At 67.2% G+C, this 20,881-nt stretch carries 18 protein-coding genes and 1 rRNA gene; 9 read left to right on the forward strand and 10 right to left on the reverse strand.

Annotation, left to right across the window (positions count from 1 at the left end):
• Both rrf and DID96_RS35410 read left to right on the forward strand, forming a co-directional pair.
• Nucleotides 1-101 (forward strand): 5S ribosomal RNA (gene rrf, locus DID96_RS35405); the annotation flags it as partial.
• A gap of 363 nt (nucleotides 102-464) precedes the next feature.
• On the forward strand, nucleotides 465-1,889 hold the full coding sequence (locus DID96_RS35410; RefSeq protein WP_124603829.1) for a DHA2 family efflux MFS transporter permease subunit: 1,425 nt from the start codon (nucleotides 465-467) through the stop codon (nucleotides 1,887-1,889).
• A gap of 18 nt (nucleotides 1,890-1,907) precedes the next feature.
• On the opposite strand, the gene DID96_RS35415 is transcribed toward DID96_RS35410, so the two are convergent.
• The 3 genes from DID96_RS35415 to speB form a co-directional block, all read right to left on the reverse strand.
• Nucleotides 1,908-2,609, reverse strand: coding sequence for a 2OG-Fe(II) oxygenase (locus tag DID96_RS35415; RefSeq protein ID WP_409333844.1), 702 nt, complete (start codon nucleotides 2,607-2,609; stop codon nucleotides 1,908-1,910).
• Nucleotides 2,610-3,095: 486 nt separating this feature from the next.
• Entirely contained in the window at nucleotides 3,096-4,412 is a 1,317-nt protein-coding gene (locus tag DID96_RS35420; RefSeq protein WP_124603830.1) for an MFS transporter, read from the reverse strand.
• Nucleotides 4,413-4,465: 53 nt separating this feature from the next.
• Entirely contained in the window at nucleotides 4,466-5,422 is a 957-nt protein-coding gene (gene speB / locus DID96_RS35425) for an agmatinase (protein ID WP_124603831.1), read from the reverse strand.
• Nucleotides 5,423-5,561: 139 nt separating this feature from the next.
• Here speB and DID96_RS35430 point away from each other — a divergent pair, with 139 nt between their 5' ends.
• On the forward strand, nucleotides 5,562-6,470 hold the full coding sequence (locus DID96_RS35430) for a LysR family transcriptional regulator (RefSeq protein WP_124603832.1): 909 nt from the start codon (nucleotides 5,562-5,564) through the stop codon (nucleotides 6,468-6,470).
• A 12-nt stretch (nucleotides 6,471-6,482) separates the two neighbouring features.
• Here DID96_RS35430 and DID96_RS35435 read toward each other — a convergent pair whose 3' ends face one another.
• Nucleotides 6,483-6,947 (reverse strand): Lrp/AsnC family transcriptional regulator, encoded by a 465-nt coding sequence (locus DID96_RS35435; protein WP_124603833.1) that lies wholly within the window; start codon nucleotides 6,945-6,947, stop codon nucleotides 6,483-6,485.
• Nucleotides 6,948-7,081: 134 nt separating this feature from the next.
• Between DID96_RS35435 and DID96_RS35440 the strand changes: the two genes are divergently transcribed.
• The 3 genes from DID96_RS35440 (at nucleotide 7,082) to DID96_RS35450 (ending at nucleotide 11,217) form a co-directional block, all read left to right on the forward strand.
• Entirely contained in the window at nucleotides 7,082-7,705 is a 624-nt protein-coding gene (locus tag DID96_RS35440) for a LysE family translocator (RefSeq protein WP_124603834.1), read from the forward strand.
• Between the two features lie 159 nt (nucleotides 7,706-7,864).
• Nucleotides 7,865-9,457 (forward strand): protease pro-enzyme activation domain-containing protein, encoded by a 1,593-nt coding sequence (locus tag DID96_RS35445; protein WP_124603835.1) that lies wholly within the window; start codon nucleotides 7,865-7,867, stop codon nucleotides 9,455-9,457.
• Nucleotides 9,458-9,528: 71 nt separating this feature from the next.
• Nucleotides 9,529-11,217, forward strand: a complete 1,689-nt coding sequence (locus tag DID96_RS35450; RefSeq protein WP_124603836.1) for a S10 family peptidase — start codon at nucleotides 9,529-9,531, stop codon at nucleotides 11,215-11,217.
• 48 nt (nucleotides 11,218-11,265) lie between these two features.
• Here the strand turns inward: DID96_RS35450 and nadE are convergent, their stop codons facing one another.
• From nadE to DID96_RS35465, 3 genes are all read right to left on the reverse strand, one after another.
• Entirely contained in the window at nucleotides 11,266-12,120 is an 855-nt protein-coding gene (gene nadE / locus DID96_RS35455) for an ammonia-dependent NAD(+) synthetase (protein ID WP_124603837.1), read from the reverse strand.
• A 151-nt stretch (nucleotides 12,121-12,271) separates the two neighbouring features.
• Nucleotides 12,272-13,141 carry a DMT family transporter gene (locus tag DID96_RS35460; RefSeq protein ID WP_124603838.1) on the reverse strand — a complete coding sequence of 290 codons (870 nt, stop codon included), beginning with the start codon at nucleotides 13,139-13,141 and terminating at the stop codon, nucleotides 12,272-12,274.
• A 144-nt stretch (nucleotides 13,142-13,285) separates the two neighbouring features.
• Nucleotides 13,286-13,471, reverse strand: coding sequence for a hypothetical protein (locus DID96_RS35465; protein ID WP_124603839.1), 186 nt, complete (start codon nucleotides 13,469-13,471; stop codon nucleotides 13,286-13,288).
• Nucleotides 13,472-13,679: 208 nt separating this feature from the next.
• Here DID96_RS35465 and DID96_RS35470 point away from each other — a divergent pair, with 208 nt between their 5' ends.
• Both DID96_RS35470 and DID96_RS35475 read left to right on the forward strand, forming a co-directional pair.
• Nucleotides 13,680-14,438 (forward strand): DeoR/GlpR family DNA-binding transcription regulator, encoded by a 759-nt coding sequence (locus DID96_RS35470; protein WP_124603840.1) that lies wholly within the window; start codon nucleotides 13,680-13,682, stop codon nucleotides 14,436-14,438.
• Nucleotides 14,439-14,514: 76 nt separating this feature from the next.
• Nucleotides 14,515-14,772, forward strand: a complete 258-nt coding sequence (locus DID96_RS35475; RefSeq protein WP_124603841.1) for a hypothetical protein — start codon at nucleotides 14,515-14,517, stop codon at nucleotides 14,770-14,772.
• Between the two features lie 18 nt (nucleotides 14,773-14,790).
• On the opposite strand, the gene DID96_RS35480 is transcribed toward DID96_RS35475, so the two are convergent.
• The 3 genes from DID96_RS35480 to DID96_RS35490 all read right to left on the reverse strand — a co-directional run bounded on the left by DID96_RS35480 (nucleotide 14,791) and on the right by DID96_RS35490 (nucleotide 18,574).
• A complete protein-coding gene (locus DID96_RS35480) occupies nucleotides 14,791-15,465 on the reverse strand; it encodes a TetR family transcriptional regulator (RefSeq protein ID WP_124603842.1) in 675 nt (224 codons plus the stop codon).
• Between the two features lie 138 nt (nucleotides 15,466-15,603).
• A complete protein-coding gene (locus DID96_RS35485; RefSeq protein ID WP_124603843.1) occupies nucleotides 15,604-16,872 on the reverse strand; it encodes an FAD-binding oxidoreductase in 1,269 nt (422 codons plus the stop codon).
• 121 nt (nucleotides 16,873-16,993) lie between these two features.
• Entirely contained in the window at nucleotides 16,994-18,574 is a 1,581-nt protein-coding gene (locus DID96_RS35490) for an amino acid permease (protein WP_124603844.1), read from the reverse strand.
• A gap of 661 nt (nucleotides 18,575-19,235) precedes the next feature.
• On the opposite strand from DID96_RS35490, the gene DID96_RS35495 reads away from it, so the two are divergent.
• Nucleotides 19,236-20,747 (forward strand): aldehyde dehydrogenase family protein, encoded by a 1,512-nt coding sequence (locus tag DID96_RS35495; protein ID WP_124603845.1) that lies wholly within the window; start codon nucleotides 19,236-19,238, stop codon nucleotides 20,745-20,747.
• Nucleotides 20,748-20,881: the final 134 nt, after the last annotated feature.

A 20,881-nucleotide genomic window follows, 5' to 3' on the forward strand; every position in this document is an offset into this window, starting at 1 on the left:
AGCGAGTCGGTCCCACCCCTTCCCATCCCGAACAGGACCGTGAAACGACTCTACGCCGATGATAGTGCGGATTCCCGTGTGAAAGTAGGTAATCGTCAGGCTCCCTAAGCCAGAAACCCCCGCCCAACAGGCGGGGGTTTTTGCATTGGCGCGGCGAAAATGCGTGGGGCTCCCCGCGCCACCTGGTCACCGGCGCCCGTTACGCAGCCATTCCGGCGCATCGCGTCGCTCCGACAATGCACTGAGGCATCAGCTCGGATTCCAGGATGACGCCACTCTCTTCAGCGCGATGACCTTCCATCCTGCCGCGTTCACTCGCTGCAACGCGTAACCGGAAGCGGTAGTATCGTTCCGCCGGGCGCTTGCGCGTTCGCATCGCAATGGCTTCTCCGATGATGTGCGCCCGTATCCTTCGGCTCCATCACGTTCCCCTCTCCCTCGATTTTCGAACCTCGGAATTCGGCATGTCTGCCACGTCTCGTCAAGACGATCGTGCGATTGGCCTGTTGCCTTATCTGGTCGCTGCGACTTTCTTCATGGAGTACCTCGACACCACGGTGATCGCGACTGCGCTGCCGCAGATGGCCAATACGTTCGGCGTCGGGCCGAATGCGTTGAGTCTCGGGATGACCGCCTACATGCTCGCGCTCGCGGTATTCATCCCGATCAGCGGCTGGATTGCCGACCGATACGGTTCGCGCACGGTGTTCGGAAGCGCCATCGTCGTCTTTACCGGCGCGTCGATTCTGTGCGGGCTGTCCAATGGCGTTGCGTCGTTTACGGCCGCACGCCTGCTGCAAGGGATCGGCGGCGCAATGATGGTGCCCGTCGGACGGATGATCGTCGTGCGCAGCACCGAGAAGGCGCGCCTGATGCGTGCAATCGCAACCATTACGTGGCCGGGAATCGTCGCGCCGGTCGTCGGGCCGCCGATCGGCGGATTCATCACGACCTATGCGTCGTGGCGGTGGATCTTCCTGCTGAACGTACCGTTCGGCATTGCAGCGCTCGTCTGCACCTGGCTGATCGTCAGGAATACGCGGGCTGACGAGCCGCGCCCGCTCGACTGGCTCGGTTTCGTGCTGGCCGGCGCCGCGTTGACCTGCCTGCTGATCGGAACCGAGACGGCAGGGCAGCAGGGTGCCGATATTTGGCGTGCCGCGGTACTCGTCGGCGCGAGCGTGCTGTTCGGCGTCGCCGCATGGCTGCATGCGCGACGCTGTACGCATCCGCTGCTCGATTTCACGACGCTCCACGTGCCGACGTTTTCCGTCACGGTGATGACGGGATCGATCACGCGGATCGCAATCAATGCGGTGCCGTATCTGCTGCCGCTGCTGTTCCAGATCGGGTTCGGTCTGTCGCCGTTCCAGTCCGGCCTGCTGCTGCTGGCCAGCGCACTCGGCAACCTCGGCATGAAGGCCGGAACGTCGTGGATCATCGACCGGTTCGGGTTCCGCCGCGTCGCACTCGTCGACGTGACGATCGTTGGCGTGTTCACGATCGCATGCGGCTGGCTGACCGCGTCGACGCCGCTCGTGATCACGTTGTTTGTCGTATTTGTCTACGGGCTAACGCGCTCGATGCAGTTCACCATGCTTGCGACCCTTGCCTATGCGGACATCCCCGCGCAGCAGACGAGCGCCGCGAGTACGCTGTGGAGCGCGGCGCAGCAGATGACGATCGGCATGGGGATTGCGTTCGGCGCGCTCGCGCTGCGGGTTGCGGCGACGATGCGTGGCGATGTGACGGGCGTCCACTATCTGCTGGAGGATTTTCGCTGGGCATTCTTCATGGCCGGCGCGCTTGCGCTGCTGACGTTGCCAGGCTATGTGCGGCTCGCGGCCGACGCTGGCGATCGGTTGAGGGCGAGCGTCGCCAAAGGCTGAAGCAAACCGCCCGCGTGGCTACTGCGCGTCGTGGAAGATGATGCCGACCGTATGGCGATGCCCCGAACGAATGCGGCTCACGCCGTGACGCAGGTTGACGCGATAGACGCCGCGCGTGCCGCGCACCGGTCTGCCGTGCACGGCAAAGATGACCGCGTCGCCTTGCGTCAGCGGTACGACTTCGGCACGAGACTGCATGCGCGGCCGCTGCTCGGTCAGCACGAATTCGCCACCCGTGAAGTCGCGTCCCGGTGCCGACAGCAGGATCGCGACCTGGAGCGGAAACACGTGCTCGCCATACAGGTCCTGATGCAGGCAGTTGTAGTCGTCCGGCCCATATTGCAGGATCAGCGGCGTCGGGCGTGTCTGTCCCGCCGCGTGGCATCGCGCGAGAAAGTCGGCGTGCTCAGCCGGATAGCGGACGTCGATGCCGAGTGTCGAGTTCCAGCGATTGGCAATCGGCGCCAGGTGCGGATAGAGCGTCGAGCGCAACGTATCGATCGTCGCCGGCAGCGGGTACGCGAAGTATTTGTATTCGCCGCGACCGAAGCCGTGACGCGCCATCACGACTCGCGAACGGTACAGGGTGTCGTGCGGATAGAGCGACGCCAGCGCGTCGCAGGCGGGCGCGGGCAACAACTTCGGAACGAGCGCACATCCGTGGTGATCCAGTTCCGCTTCGATCGTCGGCCAGTTCACGGAGTCGGCATGCCGGACAATGTCGTTGTCGTTGTCGTTGGTGGCAGCACCAGCGCGCAAGTCGGCAATGTTCACGCGAGTCCTCCAGTTATTGGCCGAATGACGTCGGATCTCCGGGCGAGCAGTACCGACGTTCGGTGAACGTGAACTGAACGCACCGCATGCGACGGTAGGCAGACCAGAGGGCGGATCGGAAAGGAAAATTGCGGCAACGTGTGACACATGACTGTTTTCGCGGCGAAGATCGACGAACCCAGTCTAGCGGCGCCGCTCTCCGGATGCGCTCCGCATCTTGCGGTCCAATTCGACGCATGTGAAGTGGCGGCGTTGCCGGTCGCGTAGCGCTAGTTGCGTAGTCATCCGCGTAGTTAGCCGCATAGTCAGCGGCTTAGTCGGCCGATCGATCAGCCGCCAACACCAACCTCGTTGCCCGACCGCGCCGGGTGGCACCTCCGTGCAGAAAAAGCCGGGCAGGCGGACGCGTGCCGCCTGCCCGTCGCGCGACGACTACGCGGTGCGCGCGCCGCGCGGCAGCGCTTCGCGCGGCGAGCCTGCATTGTCGGTGCCAACGCGTCGCGCGATCAGCCACACGCAGACCGACGACAGGATCGCGGCGCTCGTGTACTGAAGCGCGAGCGGCCACCATTGCGGTGTGGTGTTCTGCGCGATCACGGTCGCGACGAGCGGCGTGAGACCGCCGGCGAGCGCGCCGCACACCTGGTACGCGATCGAGATCGCCGTATAGCGGACGCGTGCGACGAAGATCCCGCTGACGAAGCCCGCGACCACCGAGTAGTAGCCCGATTCGGCGAGCGTCGCGAGGCCGACGCCGACCGTGATCGACAGCGGCGTGCCCGCATGCACGAGCGGCAGCATCACGAACGGCACGATCGCGGCCCACGCCCCGGTGATCAGCAGCACGCGCGTCGTGCCGAAGCGCTGCGCAAAGCACGCGGCCGCGAGCTGCACGACGAACTGCAGCACCGCGACGATCGTCATGCATTGCAGCACCATCGAGCGGTCGAGCGACAGGAACTGCGTCGCATAGCTGATCATGAAGATGTTGCTGAAGTACACGCCGGCGATCCCGTACACGTTCGCGCCGATCGCGAGCAGCAGCAGCGGCCAATACTTGAGCGCTTCGCGCACCGGGTTCTGCGCGGTGTCGCCGCGCTTCCTGACTTCCTCGAACTCGGGCGACTCGGACACGCTCGCACGAATCACGAAGCCAACCGCGAGCAGTACCGCACTCGCGAGGAACGGCAGTCGCCAGCCCCAGTTCATCAGGTCTTCCTTCGGCAGCGTGCTGATCGCGCCGAACGCGAGCATCGACAGGATCAGGCCGCTCGCGCTGCCGAGCTGCGCGAACGATGCGAAGAACGTGCGCTTGCCTTCCGGCGCGTGTTCGCCGGCGAGCAGCACCGCGCCGCCCCATTCGCCGCCGACCGCGATGCCCTGCAGCACGCGCAACAGCACGAGCAGGATCGGCGCGATCGCGCCGGCCTGCGCGTAGGTCGGCAACAGGCCGATCGCGACCGTCGACACCGCCATCAGCATCAGCGTCGCGAGCAGCGAGCGCTTGCGGCCGAAACGGTCGCCGAGATAGCCAAACATCACGCCGCCGAGCGGCCGCGCGAAGAATCCGACCGCGAACGAGCCGAACGACGCGAGCAGGCTGATGAAACGGTTCTCGCCCGGAAAGAATAGCGGCCCGAACACGATGGCCGCGGCGGTCGCGTAGCTGTAGAAGTCGTACCACTCGATCGTGGTGCCGACGAACGACGCGAGCGCCGCACGCTTCGGTTGCTTGACGGAAGTCCCCATCTTTTATTGGCTCCTCTCGAATCCTCTGGATTGGATATGTCGTTCCGTCGGGATCAGTCGCGGTACCTGACGCCCGGCAGCACGCACAGCAGCTCGTACGCGAGGTTCGCGCCGAGCAGCGCCGTGGTGCCGAACGGGTCGTATGGCGGCGCCACTTCGACGAGATCGCAGCCGACGATATTCAGGCCCTTCGCGCCGCGGATGATCTCGAGCGCCTGCGGCACGGTCAGCCCGGCGATTTCCGGGGTGCCGGTGCCCGGCGCGTAGGCCGGGTCGATGCCGTCGATGTCGAAGCTGATGTAGACGGGCGTGTCGCCGATCCGCTCGCGCACTTCGTCCATCAGCGGCGCGAGCGACTTGTTCCAGCATGCCTCCGCCTGGACGACGCGGAAGCCCTGCTCGCGGCACCAGTCGAAGTCCTCGGCCGCGTAGCCGGTGCCGCGCAGGCCGATCTGCGTGACCTTGTCGCCGTGCAGCAGGCCTTCCTCGACCGCGCGGCGGAACGGCGTGCCGTGCGCGATCTTTTCGCCCATCATCGTGTCGTTCACGTCGGCGTGTGCATCGACGTGGATCAATGCAACCTTGCCGTGCTTGCGGTGGATCGCGCGCAGGATCGGCAGCGCGATCGTGTGGTCGCCGCCGAGCGTGATCGGCTTGCAGTCGTGCTCCAGGATCGCGTCGTACGCGGCTTCGATGCGGGCGATGGAATCGTGCAGGTTGTACGGATTGATCGCGACGTCGCCGATGTCCGCGACCTGCAGCGAGTCGAACGGCGCGGCGCGCGTAGCCATGTTGTACGGGCGCAGCAGCACGGATTCGCTGCGGATCTGGCGCGGGCCGAAGCGGGCGCCGGTACGGTTGGACGTGCCGAGGTCGAACGGCACGCCGACGAAGCATGCATCGAGGCCTTCGGCCGTCGGCACGTGAGGCAGGCGCATCATCGTCGCGATGCCGCCGCAGCGCGGCATTTCATTGCCGCCGAGCGGCTGGAAATGAGTAGGGTTGTTCATCGTGCGTCTCTTCCAGTGTGGGGGTGCCGTATCATTCGACGCGGCCTGGCGCACAGTTGTACGCGTTCCGGCCGGAAAGAAGAATGCGAAGATATCGACGTAAACATCGATCGGCATCGATGTATGGAAGGGGAATAGCGTGCTGGGGAATCTGTCGACCCTCGATCTGCGGCTGATCCGCGTGTTTCTCGCGGTCACCGACGCCGGCGGCGTCTCGGCCGCGCAGGCGATGCTGAACGTCGGGCAGTCGACGATCAGCGCGCAGCTGTCGTCACTCGAGACGCGTCTCGGCTACCGGCTCTGCGAGCGGGGCCGCAGCGGCTTCCGGCTCACGCCGAAGGGCGAGCGCTTTCTTGCGATGAGCCGCAAGCTGCTGAGCGCGCTCGACGAATTCGGGATTGCCGCGCGGCATATGGACCGGCAACTGGTCGGCACGCTGAACATCGGCCTGATCGGCCATACGCCGATCAGCCAGAACGCGCGGATCGCCGAGGCGATCGCCGCGTTCCGCACCCGCGACGAGGCCGTGCGCTTCTCGATCTCGGTGCGGGCGCCCGGCGATCTCGAGGAAAAGCTGCTGAGCGACGAGATCCAGATCGCGGTCGGCTATTTCTGGCACCGGGTGCCCGCGCTGCACTACACGCCGCTTTTCATCGAGCGGCAGGTCGCGTACTGCGGACGCGGCCATCCGCTGTTCGTGCGCGCCGGCGCGCTGACGCCGGCCGACGTCGCCGGGTTCGAATGGGCGTGGCGCTCGTACCCGCTGCCGGAAGCGCAGATGTCGACGACGCCCGATCGCGTGACCGCGACCGCCGACAACATGGAGGCGGTCGCGCTGCTGATCCTGTCGGGCCATCATCTCGGCTACCTGCCGCAGCATTTCGCGGCGCCGTACGTCGCGCAGGGGCTGCTCGCGCCGCTGAACCCGGAGCGGCTGCATTACGACGTCACGTTCCACATGGTCGTCGCGCGCAACGCGCGCAGCAATCCGCTCGTGCAGGCGTTTCTCGAGGACCTCGAGCACGCGCACCAGCCGCCCGATGCGTGAGCGCGCACCGGCTCACGGCACCGGCAAGCCCGCCTCACGCTTCACCTCGCGCAGCGACAGCGCCGATTCGATCGACGTCACGCCGGGCAGCACCCGCAGCGATTCGCGCAGGAACGTGCCGTAGTCGTCGAGATCGTGCGCGACCACCTGCAGCAGGTAGTCGGCGGTGCCCGACACGTTGTGGCACGACAGGATCCGCTCGATCGCGAGGATTTCCCGCTCGAAGCGGTTCGCGACCTCGCGGTCGTGCACCGCGAACCGCACCAGCACGAACGCGACCACACCGAAGCCGAGCGCCTTGCGCGACAGCTGCGCGCGGTAGCGCTCGATATAGCCGTCGCTTTCGAGACGCTTCAGGCGCCGCGCGCACGGCGTTTCGGACAGGCCGACGCTGTCGGCCAGGCGCGCGATCGGCACGCGGCCGTCGCGTTGCACCGCGGCAAGAATCGCGCGGTCGGTTTTGTCGAGCTCAGGCATGGTGGCGGAATCCATATTGGAATGAGTAAATTTTGGGGGAATCAGCTCGCCATGGCCAGATGATTGCCAAATAAGGCCAAAAATCCCTCGTCCGTTGGCGGCACCATATCGCTATCGATGGACGGGGGCAGAACATGATTTCCACGCATTTGCTGTTGATTTACCTGGCCGCGCTGGCGGCGATCTACGCCGTGCCGGGGCCGGACATGGCGCTCGTGCTGCAGACCAGCATCGGCCGCGGCGTGCGGCCCGGCATCGCGGCGGCGGCCGGCCTGTCGCTGTCGCGCACCGCGCACGTGACGCTGTCCGCATGCGGCGTCGCGGCGCTGATCCGCAGCGCGCCGTGGCTGTACGAAGTGATCCGCTACGGCGGCGCGCTCTATCTCGCGTACGTCGCGATCCAGGTGTTCCGTTCGCCGGTGTTCGCACTTGGCGATGGCGCGGCGGATGCGGCCGGCGAATTGCGGCAGGCGTTCGTGAAAGGCCTGCTGACAAACCTGCTGAACCCGAAGGCGCTGCTGTTCTGTTCGGTGCTGTTGCCGCAGTTCGTGCGGCCGGAGGCCGGGCCGGTCGTCTTCCAGATGTTCGAGCTGGGCGCGATGCTGGTGGCGGCTGGTGTCTGTTTCGACCTCGCGTGCGTGTTCGGCGCATCGAGGATCGCGGCGTGGATGCGCGCGCATCCGCTCGCACAGACCGTGCAGCGCTGGACGTTCTCCGCGGCGCTGATCGGCTTCGCACTGCGCCTGTCGATGGACTGATGCACCCATCCCCCCAGCGCGATTCGTCTTACTTGTCCTAAACTTCCTTTACCTCGCCGCGCTGCTGTGAATCCGTCTGACTGAACGGAACCGTCCGTCGCCGGTTATGTCCGATTTTCTGGCTGTTCCGTGCAACGCGGTAACAAGGAGGGTCTGAACATGGCAAGGCATCTTCACGCCGACCGCGAACCCCGAATCGTCGCCGAGTCCCAGTGCCTCGGGCCGTGCGACCCGGCCGAGCGCATTCACGTCACGATCATGTTGCGGCGGCAGGAAGAAGGGGATCTCGACACGTTGCTTCACCAGCTCGCGACTGGCGATCCGAACGCGCGACCACTGTCGCGCGACGCTTTCGCGAAGCGCTTTTCCGCCAATCCCGACGACATCCGCAAGACCGAGGAATTCGCGCGCCGTCATCAGCTGACGGTCGATCGCGTCGATCCGGTCGAAAGCGTCGTCGTGCTGTCCGGCACGATCAAGCAGTTCGAAGCCGCGTTCGGCGTCACGCTCGAGCGCTTCGAGCATCGCACGATCGGTCAGTATCGCGGCCGGTCCGGCGCGATCACGCTGCCCGACGAGCTCGGCGATGCGGTCACCGCGGTGCTCGGCCTCGACAGCCGTCCGCAGGCGCGGCCGCACTTCCGGCTGCGCCCGCCGTTCAAGCCGGCGCGAGGCGGGGCGACGGCCGTCACGTTTACGCCGCCGCAGCTCGCTTCGCTGTATGGCTTTCCGGCCGGCGACGGTGCCGGGCAGTGCATTGCGATCATCGAGCTCGGCGGCGGCTATACCGCAGCGGACATCGCGCAGTATTTCCGCGGACTCGGCATCACGACGCCGCCGAAGCTCGTCGACGTGAACGTCGGCACGGGCCGCAATGCGCCGACCGGCGACCCGAGCGGGCCCGACGGCGAAGTCGCGCTCGACATCGAGGTCGCGGGCGCGATCGCGCCCGCGGCGACGATCGCCGTGTACTTCGCGCCGAACAGCGACGCGGGCTTCATCCAGGCCGTCAACGCGGCGGTCAACGACACGAAGAACCGGCCGTCCGTGATCTCGATCAGCTGGGGCGGCCCCGAAGCGATCTGGCAGGCGCAGTCGGCGCAGGCGTTCAACCGCGTATTGCAGACAGCGGCCGCGCAGGGCATCACGGTCTGTGCGGCGTCCGGCGACAGCGGCTCGGGCGACGGCCTGCAGGACGGCGCGCAGCACGTCGATTTCCCCGCGTCGAGCCCGTACGTGCTCGGCTGCGGCGGCACGCAGCTCGATGCGCTGCCGGGCCAGGGCATCCGCAGTGAGGTCACGTGGAACGACGATGCCTCGGGCGGCGGCGCGGGCGGTGGCGGTGTCAGCACGATGTTCGATCTGCCTGCATGGCAGCAGGGGCTCACGGTGACGCTCGCCGACGGCAGCGCCACGCCGCTCGCGAAGCGCGGCGTGCCGGACGTCGCGGGCGATGCGTCGCCGCAGACGGGCTACGAAGTCGCGATCGCGGGCACGCCGACGGTGATGGGCGGCACGAGCGCGGTGTCGCCGCTGTGGGCGGCGCTGATCGCGCGCATCAATGCATCGGCCGGCGCGTCCGTCGGCTGGATCAACCCGGTGCTGTACAGGAATCCGGGCGCGTTGCGCGACGTTACCGAAGGCTCGAACGGCGCATACGCGGCGGCGCCGGGCTGGGACGCGTGCACGGGCCTCGGCAGCCCGAACGGCGCGCAGCTGGCCGCGATCCTGACGCGCAAGCCGTCGAGCTGACGGCGGGCGGTCTCCCCGCATCACGCTTGTTGCTGGTTTCCCGCTTCCCCCTCACTTCCAGGAGCAGCACGATGGGCATCGATTCCGCATCCAATGGCGGCGTGTATCCGTTGCATCACGGCGACCACAATTCGCATGGCGTGCCGCCGACCGTCAATCCGGTCGCACTGAGCCACGGCCGCGACCAGCCGTTCTTCGATCCAGTCGCGTACGGCAACGGGCCGGACGACTCGGTGACCGACACGACGGAAGCCGCCGCCGTCACGCATCACGCGGTCACGATCGGCGGGCGACGCATCGCGTACACGGCGACGGCCGGCCATCTCGTGACGGTGGATCCGAGCAGTTCGCTGCCGGCCGCGAAGATCTTCTACGTCGCGTTCACCGAAGACGGGCAGAAGGAGGAGGAGCGGCCCGTGACGTACTTCTATAACGGCGGGCCCGGCTCGTCGTCGGTGTTCGTGCTGCTCGGCTCGTTTGCGCCGCGCCGCATCAAGACGTCGATGCCGGGCTTCACGCCGCCCGCGCCGTATCAGATGGAAGACAACCCCGACAGCCTGCTCGACAAGAGCGACCTCGTGTTCATCAACCCGGTCGGCACCGGCTATTCGGCGGCGGTCGCGCCGAACAAGAATCGCGATTTCTGGGGCGTCGACCAGGATGCGAATTCGCTGAAGCAGTTCATCAAGCGCTACCTGACGAAGAACAACCGCTGGAATTCGCCGAAATACCTGTTCGGCGAGTCGTATGGCACCGCGCGCAGTTGCGTGCTCGCGTACAAGCTGCACGAGGATGGCGTCGACCTGAACGGCATCACGCTGCAATCGTCGATCCTCGACTACCGGCAGGCCGGCAACCCGGTCGGCGCGCTGCCGACCGCCGCGGCCGACGCGTGGTATCACAAGCGGCTCGGCGTGTCGCCCGCGCCGGCCGATCTCGGCGCGTTCGTCGAGGAAGTCGCCCAGTTCGCCCGCACCGACTACCTGGACGCGCTGCGCAAGTTTCCGCAGACGGACCCGGCGATCGTGCAGAAGCTCTCCGAATACACGGGCATCGACACGACGACGCTGCTGTCGTGGAGCCTCGATGTCGCGGGCTACGACGCGCGCGGCAATTCGCTGTTCCTGACGACGCTGCTGCGCGCGAGCGGGCTGTCGCTCGGCGCGTACGACGGCCGCGTGACGGGGATCGGCACGGGCATCGCGGGCAAGGTCGATCCGAATTCGGGCGGCAACGATCCGACGATGACGGCCGTGTCGGGCGTCTATACGGCGATGTGGAACAGCTATCTGAACGAGCAGCTGAAGTTCACATCGAATTCGGCATTCACGGACCTGAACGACCAGGCGTTCCGGAACTGGGATTTCAGCCATATCGACCCGACCGGCGCGCAGCAGGGCGTCGATGCGAAGGGGAACGTGATCCTCTACACGGCGGGCGACCTGGCGGCGGTGATGGCGCTCAACGTCGACCTGAAGGTGCTGTCGGCAAACGGCTTCTACGATTTCGTCACGCCGTTCTACCAGACCGTGATCGACCTGCAGCAGATGCCGCTCGAGGATCCGAAGGTGCGGCAGAACCTGTCGGCGCGGTTCTATCCGTCCGGGCACATGGTGTATCTCGACGGCGGCTCGCGCACCGCGCTCAAGCACGACCTCGCGGCGATGTACGACACGACGGTTGCCGATACGGGCGCGCGGATGCGGATTCGTGCGTTGCAGGCGAAGGAGGACGCGCCTGTCGCGGGCGGGCACGCATGAGCCGTCCGGGCGACGCTCGCCGGCCGTAATGCGCGCCGGCGCGCGCCGTCAGCCGCGCTGCTCGGGCCAGTCGAACAGCGTGTAAGGCAGCGCGCGCTTGTGCCGCGAGCCGTCGTAGAAGCGCAGCACAGTTTCGTACACGTTGTCGCTGACGGGCTTGCCTTCGAGGAAGTCGTCGATCTCGTCGTAGGTGACGCCGTAGGCGTGCTCGTCGGGGCGCAGCGGACGCAGTTCCTCGAGATCGGCGGTCGGCACCTTCATCACGAGCGCCTCCTCGCCGCCCAGCGCGCGCGCCACCGCGCGCACGCGACGCTTGCTCAGGCCCGCGAGCGGCAACACGTCCGCGCCGCCATCGCCGAACTTCGTGAAGAACCCCATCAGCGATTCGGCCGCGTGATCGGTGCCGATCACGATCCCGCGCCGCGCGCCGGCCACCGCGTACTGCGCGATCATGCGCTCGCGCGCCTTGATGTTGCCGTGCACGAAGTCCTGCTGGCCGGGGGTGTCGAACGCGTGGCCGGAGGCGACCAGCGCGCCGAGCATCGCGTCGGCGGCCGGCTTCACGTTGACCGTCAGTTCCTCGTCCGCGCGCACGAACGTGAGCGCGCGCTGTGCGTCGGCCTCGTCGTTCTGCACGCCGTTCGGCAAGCGCATCGCGATGAAGCGCGCGTCGTAGCCGTCCGCGCGCAGGCGTTCGACCGCGAGTTGCGCGAGCCGGCCGGCCGTCGACGAATCGACGCCGCCGCTGATTCCGAGCACGTAGGTCCGCAGGCCGGTCGAGCGCAGGTACTGCGCGAGGAAATCGACGCGGCGCGCGATCTCGGCATCGGCGTCGAAATGCTCGGCGACGTTCAGTTCGGCGATGATCGCGCGTTGGCGGCTGGCGTAATCGGCGGCTGTCATGGGGAAGTTCCGGGTCGAAATGCGAGGCGCTCATCATAAGCGCATTCGCGGCGCCGTGCCGCGCCGCGGGCGTGACGCTGCGCGCGGGCGTTGCATGGGCGATACGGTGGATTGGAGGGCGGCCGAATCGCTGATCGGCTGATTGGCGTGCCTACCGCCGCGCGAGCACGACCCCCGCCAGCGCGACCGCGAACCCGGCAAGCTGGACGGCCGCGAGCGTTTCGCCGAACAGCAGGTAGCCCTGCAGCGCGGCGAGCGGCGGCGCGAGGAACAGCAGCGACGTCGCGCGCGCGGCGTTGCCGCGCCGGAGCATCCACATCAGCATCGTGACTGCGCCGCCGGACAGGAACACGACACCCCAGACGAGCGATACCCACAGGGCGGGCGCGCCGATCCAGCGCGTTTCGTGCAGCAGCACCGCGAAAACGGCCGCGACGATCGCGGCGCCGAAGTTCTGCACCGCGACGGCCGTGCGCAGGTCGCTCTTTGCGAGCTTGCCTTTCTGGTACAGCGAGCCGGCGGTGATCGACCCGACCGACAGTACCGACACGGTGACGACGAGCCACGCCGGCACGGCGCCAGGCGGCGGTGCGACGCCGCCCATCACCTTCGGAGCGAGCACGAGCGCGACGCCGGCGAGGCCGAGTGCCATCCCGAGCCAGCCGCGCGCGGGCAGCCGCTCGTTGAACAGCGGTACCGCGAGCACCGCGGTTGCGAGCGGCTGCAGCGCGCCGAGCAACGCCATCACGCCGGCATTCAGCCCCTGCGCGACTGCCCAGTAGCTCGCGCCGAGGTAGACACCCTGCAGCAGCGCGCCCGCGATCAGGTGGCGCGGCCATTCGCGGCGCGCGGGCCACGGTGCGCGCGCCGCAAGCGCGACCGCGCCGAACAGCACGGCGGTGCCTGCAAAGCGCGCGAGCAGGAACAGGTTCGGGTCGGTATAGGGCTTGATCGCCCGCGCGACGATGAAGCCGGTGGACCACAGCGCGACGAACGCCGCCGCGACAATCGAAGTGAACATGCAAGGCAGGCCGGGGCACGGCCGGACGGAATCACGAAGTCCGGCAGTATCCGGCGCCGCTGCGCCGGTGTCTTGTCGAATCCTGCAATCGCCCGCGTGGCACGCGGCGGGCCCGGATCGGAAGGATTGCGGGGATCGGCGGGATCAGTCGATGGAGAACGTGTCGAGCGGCTGGTTCGCGCTCGTGTCGCCCGCAAAGCGCGCGGCGAGTTGCTGATGGAGGCGGCGGGCCTCGTCGAGCGTCAGGTCGATCCAGTAGGGATCGCCGGCGGCGTCGTTGAGTCGTTCGGGCGGAAACTGGATTTCGAGCACTATGCCTTTGCGATACATCGCGCGAGCTCCTTCGGTGGTCTGTCGTTCGGTGAAGCGCGAAGTGTAGCAATCCGCACCGCGCCGATTCGCGCGCTTCCGGCAATTCTGAATTTCGTCGTCGGCCGCTCGGATCTGTCCCCTGTCACTGGCCCGTCAAATGCCGGTCAAATGGCCGTAATACAATGGCATGCTCCCCATTTACCAGTCGCCTAGGGCGCGTAACGAGATGCTGGCGGAACAACGTCATCAATTCATTTTGTCGGAACTCGGGCGATCGGGCGCGCTGTCGGTCGCGGAACTGGTGCGCTCGCTCGACGTGTCGCGCGAAACCGTGCGGCGCGACCTGAACGCGCTCGCCGCGCGCGGCCTGCTCGTGATGACGCACGGCGGCGCGCTGGCCGCGGACCGCCGCGAGCCGAGCCTGTCCGAGCGTGAAGCGGCGAACGCCGACGCGAAGCGTGCGATCGGGTGGCGCGCAGCCGAGTTCGTGCCCGACGGCGCATCGGTGCTGATCGATTCAGGCAGCACGACGCACGCGGTGGCGCTCGCGCTCGCCGACAAGCACCGGCTCGCGGTCTACACGAACGACTGGCGCATCGCGTTCGTGCTCGCGCGCCGCAACGGCAATCGCGTGACGCTGCTCGGCGGCGAACTGTCCGATGACGAGGACGCGACGTTCGGGCTCGACACGATCCAGCAGCTCGCGCAATACCACATCGATTTCGCGTTCATCGGCGCGGGCGGCATCACGGCCGACGGCGAATTCACCGACTATTCGCGGCTCGCGGCCGAAGTGCGCAGCCGGATGATCGCGTCGGCCGCCACGGTGGTGGTCGTCGCCGATCACTCGAAGTTCGGCCGCGTGACGCCGGTGCGGATCAACGGCACCGACGCGGTGCGCTGTCTCGTGACCGAACGCGCGCCGGACAAGGCCGTGCGCCGCGCATTGACCGCGCGCGGCATCGAGCTGGTGGTGTGCGGCTGACGCACGCGCGACATACAAGTTTCATCGGACCGTCATCCCGACTGAAAGAGCACCGAGGACACTGACCCGTTCGACCTTGACCGGCTGTTCACTGTGGTGGGATGCGCGTATCGATCCGCAGGACCGCGGCGGCAGGTTCCGCTACGACGTCTATCCGGTCGTCGGCACGCCCGCGAGCGTGCAGGTGCTCGATGCGAAGCAGCAAGGCGGCGCGGCGACGCATCCGCGGCTCGCGCTGGCGCCCGATTCGAGCTGGGCGAAGAAGTATTTCGTGGCGGGGAGCCCGGAAGAGAAGGCGAGGATCGCGTTGGCCGCGGCCGCGCCGCCGGACTGACGCACGGTGATACCTGCGTTAAGCGGCGACGTAGCGCAGCACGGCTTCGGCGATCGTGTCGCGGTGCCGTACGCGCAGACGCGGCGCTGACGGATCGCGGCCGAACGCGGCGCCGAACGTATAGCGGTTCGACACGCGATGGAAGCAGAACGAGCTGATCAGCAGGTGCAGGTCGAACGCGTCGATGTCCTGGCGGAACGCGCCGCTTGCGGCGCCGCGCTCGAGCAGTTCCTCGAGCGTCTTGATGATGCTGACGTTGCGGTTCTTGAACGACTTCAGCTGTTCGAGATACTTCGCGCCGTGAATGTTCTCGATCGACACGAGACGGACGAAGTCGCGATGCTTGTCGTGATAGTCGAACGTGAATTCGACGAGACGGCGCATGCCTTCGAGCGGTTCCATGTCGCCGACGTGCAGCTCCTGCTCGAGCGCGCGGATGTCGCCGTACACCTTCTCGAGCACGGCCTCGTACAGGCCTTCCTTGCTGTCGAAGTAGTAATAGAGCATCCGCTTCGTCGTGTTGGTGCGCTCGGCGATCGCGTCGACGCGCGCACCGGCGAGACCCATCGCGGAGAATTCCTGCGTGGCGACGTCGAGGATGTTGCGCTTGGTTTGCTCGGGATCGTACTTGCGCCGCGCATCGGACGGAACCGCGCGGTTGTCGGACGTGGCGGCCCTGCTTCCTGTTTTCATGTGACGTTATTGTGGCTTCGCGGCGGCTTGGACAGGGCATTCTAGCATGTGGAAAACCCCCGTCCCGCCGACCTTCGGCTCTAATCCGCCGCGCGGCACACGCGCCTGGCGCGTCGCCGCGCGGGCGCTCAGCGACACTCAGTGACGATATGCGGCGAGCGCGTCGCGGGCCTGGTAAGCCGTGTACGTGAGCTGCGCGGCGGCGAGGCCTGCGAGCCCGAATGTGCGCGTCAGGCCGAACGCGGCGAAGCCTTCCGGCACCGGTTGCTCGCCGGCCAGTGCGGCGGCGAGCGTTTCGCCGGCGACCGTGGTCGGCGCCATCCCGTGGCCGCCGAACGCGATCGCGTGCCACACGCCGTCGGCATCGCGGCCGATCTGCGGCATCTTGTGCCGCGCGTAGCTCATCAGCCCGCCCCATGCATAGTCGACCTTCACGTCCGCGAGCTGCGGATACACGCGCACGAGGTCGCGCTTGAGCAGCCGCGCGATCGCGTCCGGGCCGCGGTCCAGCACCGAGATCCTGCCGCCCCACAGGATCCGCGTGTCCTGCAGCGGACGGTAGTAGTCGAATGCGAAGCGCGTGTCGTAGATCGCGTACGGCGCGTCGATCGCGTCCGGCAGACGCGCGCCGAGCGGTTCGGTCGCGATCACGTAGGTCGCGATCGGCAGCACCGCGCGCTCGATGCGCGGCGACACGCCGCGCGCGTAGCCGCCGGCCGCGAACACGACGTCCTTCGCGCGCACCGCGCCGTGCGCCGTGCGCACGACGTACCCGGCGCCTTCGCGGGCGATGCCGAGCGCGGCCGACTGCTCGTAGATGCGCGCGCCGCCGCGCGCGGCGGCTGCCGCGACGCCGAGCACGTACTTGAGCGGGTGGAAGTGGAACGCGTTCGGCTCGAACAGCCCGCCGTGGTAGCGCGCGGTCTTCAGCCGGGCGCGCAGCGCGTCGGTCGCGACCGGCTCCCAGTCGACGTTGAATTCCTGCTTCATCAGCGTGCGCAGGCTGTCGAGCCGCGATGGATCGTCGAACCAGTTCGCGAGCATCACGCCGCGGTCGACGATGTCGCAGTCGATGCCGTAGCGCGCGATGCGCGAGCGGATCAGGTCGACCGCATCGACGGTCAGCCGGTACAGGCGGCGCCCTTCTTCACGGCCGAGCGTGCGCAGCAGGTCCGCGTTGTCGAGGCTGTAGCCGCCGAACACGAAGCCGCCGTTGCGGCCCGAGGCGCCGTAGCCCACGCGCTCGCCGTCGAGCACGACGACATCGCGCACGCCGCGCTCGATGAGCCCGAGCGCGGTGCACAGGCCGGCGAGGCCGCCGCCGACGATGCAGACCTGCGTATCGAGCGTGCCGGTCAGTTGCGGATACGGTTGGCGGGTAACGGTGGCTTCGTAGAAATTCTGCATGCGATTCGATGACGGATGAACGGCGGTAAAACAGACGGCGCGCGTCGATCTTGCCTGAACGTGCGCGCCGCGTCGATTGATTGCAAAACCGCGCCGGTGGAGGCTGGCGCGGCTGGCCCGGTCACGCGCCGGGCGTCGGGTTCGCGGAGCCCGCGACGTAGGCTGGATAGCCGGCGTCGGCAACGGGCGCCGGTTCGGGCGTCGCGTTGCGCTCGACCCACGGCGCGATCTCCATGTCCTCGCAGCGGACGAGCCGGCATTTGCGCACGAGCGCGTAGCCGAGCCAGATCACGAGGAAGAACGGCAGGCCGATATAGGTGGCGGCCACGCCGGCCCAGTCGATCTTGTCGGCGAGGAACGCCTGATAGTCCTGGCCGAGCGCGACGATCACGCACAGCACGAACGCGAACAGCGGGCCGAGCGGGAACCACTTCGACCGGTACGGCAGTTGCTCGAGCCGGTAGCCCTGCTTCAGGAAACCCTTGCGGAACCGGTAGTGGCTGACCGCAATGCCGAGCCACGTAATGAAGCCGGCCATCCCCGACGTGTTCAGCAGCCACAGGTACACGGTCTTGTCGCCATAGAGCGACGTCAGGAAGCACAGCGCGCCGACTGCGGTCGTCGCATACAGCGCATTGCGCGGCACGCCGCCCGGCGACAGCTTCGCGAACAGCTTCGGCGCGCGGCCTTCGGTCGCGAGGTTGTACAGCATCCGCGTCGACGCGTACATGCCCGAGTTGCCGGCCGACAGCACGGCGGTCAGGATCACCGCGTTCATCACGCCGGCTGCGAACGCGAGGCCCGCGCGGCGGAATACGAGCGTGAACGGGCTCACGCCGATGTCGGTCACGTCGCTCTTCAGCAGGTTCGGGTCGGTATACGGAACCAGCACGCCGATCACGAAGATTGCGAACACATAGAACAGCAGGATCCGCCAGAAGATCTGGCTCACCGCGCGCGGGATCGTCGTGCGCGGGTTTTCCGATTCGCCGGCCGCGACGCCGATCATCTCGGTGCCCTGGAACGAGAAGCCCGCGATCATCGCGACGCCGAGCATCGTCGACCAGCCGCCGACGAACGGCGCGTCGCCGGCCGTCAGGTTGCCCCAGGCGTTGCCCGGCGCGCCCTGCAGGATGCCGAAGATCATCAGCAGGCCAACGCCGACGAACGCGAGCACCGTCAGCACCTTGATCAGCGCGAACCAGTATTCGGCCTCACCAAAGCCGCGCACCGACAACGCGTTGAGCGCGAAGATCAAGGTCAGGAACAGTGCGCTCCACCAGACGCCCGGCACATGCGGGAACCAGTAGTTCATCACGAGCTGCGCGGCGACCAGCTCGACCGCGAGCGTCACGGCCCAGCTGTACCAGTAGTTCCAGCCGAGCGCGAAGCCGAAGCCTTCGTCGACGAATTTCGCGCCGTAGGTCGCGAACGAGCCCGACACCGGCATGAATGCCGCCATCTCGCCGAGGCTCGTCATCAGGAAATAGACCATCAGGCCGATCAGCATGTACGCGAGCATCGCGCCGCCGGGGCCGGCCTGCGAGATCGACGCGCCGGACGCGACGAACAGGCCGGTGCCGATCGAGCCGCCGATCGCGATCATGCGCAGATGACGCGCCTGCAGGCTGCGGTGGAGGGAAGGCTGCGAACCTTGCGAGCCGGACGGGCTCGCGGAATCGGGGTGGGAATCTGAACGCATGGGGGTGCTGAGCGCTGTCTCCGGGATTGTTTTGGGAAGACGAAGCGCGGCATGCCCGCCCGCCGCCCGTCGCTTGCCGGCGGCGTCGATGCGCACGGTACGGGGGGCCTGACCGACCTGCGCGTCGTCTTCGTCTGGGGCCGGCCGTGCCCGGTGAGGCGGGCAGGGTGGCCGTCGGCGCGCCGGGTGCTGTGCCGCACGCCTTGACGCAGATCAGATTGTGTGGGGTCGAAGCAGGGGCAGCAAACGATATTTCCGAACTGGTTGATGCAATTTTGTCATCAACTGGGGGCGAATCGCCGCGCGTTCGGGGCGCGTGCCGCTTGCCTTCGACTCGCATGCCGGACGTGTTCCGGGGCGACCCGGAAGGAAGCGGGCCGGATTCGATCGCGTGATGCGTTTTGGGAATGAAGTCGTGAGTTAATATCAATAGCGGCCCGACTTGTGGCCACCGACAATGCTGTCAATGGATCGCGGCTCGCGAGGCGAGGACACATGCGACGGCCGACGCAACCGGCGATGGCCGGCGCCGTGTGGGCCGGACGGCGGCAGGCTCGCCAGGGCGCGTATCCGCTTGCACAGGGCGCGCGAACGCGCTCCAATCGAATCACGCGGGCGGCGCTGCCGCCGCACCGATCAATCTGTCCCTCAAGAGGAAGTGATGCAATTCAACGACATTCTTGCCGCGCTCGACATCGATCTCGCCCAGTGGAAAGGCAACGCGCTGACCGCGCGCTCGCCGCTCGACGGCGCGACGCTCGCGACGCTGGCCGTCGACAGCCCTGCCGACGCCGAGCGCAAGATCGACGCCGCGCACGAGGCATTCCTCAAGTGGCGCACGGTGCCCGCGCCGGTTCGCGGCGAACTGGTGCGCGTGTTCGGCAACGTGCTGCGCGAACACAAGGCCGCGCTCGGCCGCCTCGTCACGCTCGAGGCCGGCAAGATCACGTCGGAAGGGCTCGGCGAAGTGCAGGAAATGATCGACATCTGCGATTTCGCGGTCGGCCTGTCGCGCCAGCTTTACGGTTTGACGATCGCGTCCGAGCGCCCGGGCCACCGGATGATGGAAACGTGGCATCCGATCGGCGTGTGTGGCGTGATTTCGGCGTTCAACTTCCCGGTCGCGGTGTGGGCATGGAATGCGGCGCTCGCGTTCGTGTGCGGCGATTCGGTGGTCTGGAAGCCGTCCGAGAAGACGCCGCTCACCGCGATCGCCTGCCACGTGCTGCTCGAGAAAGCGATCCGCGAGTTCGAGAAGACGCACCCGGGCGTCGCGCCGGCGGGGCTGAGCCAGCTCGTGCTCGGCATGCGTGACGTGGGCGAGGTGCTGACGTCGTCGAAGAAGGTGCCGGTCGTCAGCGCGACGGGCAGCGTGCGGATGGGCCAGGAAGTCGCGAAGGTGCTGAGCCAGCGCCTCGCGCGCGGCATCCTCGAACTCGGCGGCAACAACGGGATGATCGTCGCGCCGAGCGCGGATCTCGATCTCGTCGTGCGCGCGGTCACGTTCGCGGCCGTCGGCACGGCTGGCCAGCGCTGCACGACGCTGCGCCGCCTGATCGTGCATCGCAGCGTGGTCGATCAGCTGCTGCCGCGCCTCGAGAAGGCCTATACGTCGGTGAAGGTCGGCAGCCCGCTCGAAGCGGACACGCTGGTTGGTCCGCTCGTCGATCGCGCGTCGTTCGACGCGATGCAGAAGGCGCTTGCCGATGCACGCGAGCAGGGCGGGGAAGTGAAGGGCGGCGAGCGTATCGACATCGGTCACTCGGATGCGTACTACGTGCGTCCGGCCATCGTACGGATGCCGAAGCAGACGGCCGTGGTCGAACGCGAGACGTTCGCGCCGATCCTGTACGTGATGGTCTATGACGACTTCGCGGACGCGATCGACGTGCACAACGCAGTGCCGCAGGGCCTGTCGTCGGCGATCTTCACGAACGACATGCGCGAAGCCGAGCAATTCATGTCGGCAGCGGGCAGCGATTGCGGGATCGTCAACGTGAACATCGGCACGAGCGGCGCGGAGATCGGCGGCGCGTTCGGCGGCGAGAAGGAAACGGGCGGCGGCCGCGAGTCGGGTTCGGATGCGTGGAAGGCGTATATGCGTCGTGCGACGAACACGATCAACTACAGCCGCGAGCTGCCGCTGGCGCAGGGCGTGAAGTTCGACGTGTGATGAAGTAAGAGATGGAATCAAAAAGACCCCGTTGGGGGCTGTTAACCTTTTCGGCAAGCTGTTAACCTTGGCCATCTGAGCAACTGGAACCAAGGATGGGCGCGCCGATTGTTGATGACGAACTGTGGGCACTG

Origin of the sequence: Burkholderia sp. Bp8963 (genome assembly GCF_003854275.1) — a bacterium.
Lineage (GTDB): Bacteria > Pseudomonadota > Gammaproteobacteria > Burkholderiales > Burkholderiaceae > Burkholderia.

Bases quoted from the DNA above. Each gene is read 5' to 3' on its own strand.
- speB (WP_124603831.1), bottom strand. From the start codon at position 5,422: ATGAACAACCCTACTCATTTCCAGCCGCTCGGCGGCAATGAAATGCCG.
- DID96_RS35460 (WP_124603838.1), bottom strand. From the start codon at position 13,141: ATGTTCACTTCGATTGTCGCGGCGGCGTTCGTCGCGCTGTGGTCCACC.
- nadE (WP_124603837.1), bottom strand. From the start codon at position 12,120: ATGACAGCCGCCGATTACGCCAGCCGCCAACGCGCGATCATCGCCGAA.
- DID96_RS35410 (WP_124603829.1), top strand. From the start codon at position 465: ATGTCTGCCACGTCTCGTCAAGACGATCGTGCGATTGGCCTGTTGCCT.
- DID96_RS35420 (WP_124603830.1), bottom strand. From the start codon at position 4,412: ATGGGGACTTCCGTCAAGCAACCGAAGCGTGCGGCGCTCGCGTCGTTC.
- DID96_RS35470 (WP_124603840.1), top strand. From the start codon at position 13,680: ATGCTGGCGGAACAACGTCATCAATTCATTTTGTCGGAACTCGGGCGA.
- DID96_RS35495 (WP_124603845.1), top strand. From the start codon at position 19,236: ATGCAATTCAACGACATTCTTGCCGCGCTCGACATCGATCTCGCCCAG.
- DID96_RS35450 (WP_124603836.1), top strand. From the start codon at position 9,529: ATGGGCATCGATTCCGCATCCAATGGCGGCGTGTATCCGTTGCATCAC.
- DID96_RS35465 (WP_124603839.1), bottom strand. From the start codon at position 13,471: ATGTATCGCAAAGGCATAGTGCTCGAAATCCAGTTTCCGCCCGAACGA.
- DID96_RS35440 (WP_124603834.1), top strand. From the start codon at position 7,082: ATGATTTCCACGCATTTGCTGTTGATTTACCTGGCCGCGCTGGCGGCG.
- DID96_RS35485 (WP_124603843.1), bottom strand. From the start codon at position 16,872: ATGCAGAATTTCTACGAAGCCACCGTTACCCGCCAACCGTATCCGCAA.
- DID96_RS35435 (WP_124603833.1), bottom strand. From the start codon at position 6,947: ATGCCTGAGCTCGACAAAACCGACCGCGCGATTCTTGCCGCGGTGCAA.
- DID96_RS35490 (WP_124603844.1), bottom strand. From the start codon at position 18,574: ATGCGTTCAGATTCCCACCCCGATTCCGCGAGCCCGTCCGGCTCGCAA.
- DID96_RS35445 (WP_124603835.1), top strand. From the start codon at position 7,865: ATGGCAAGGCATCTTCACGCCGACCGCGAACCCCGAATCGTCGCCGAG.
- DID96_RS35480 (WP_124603842.1), bottom strand. From the start codon at position 15,465: ATGAAAACAGGAAGCAGGGCCGCCACGTCCGACAACCGCGCGGTTCCG.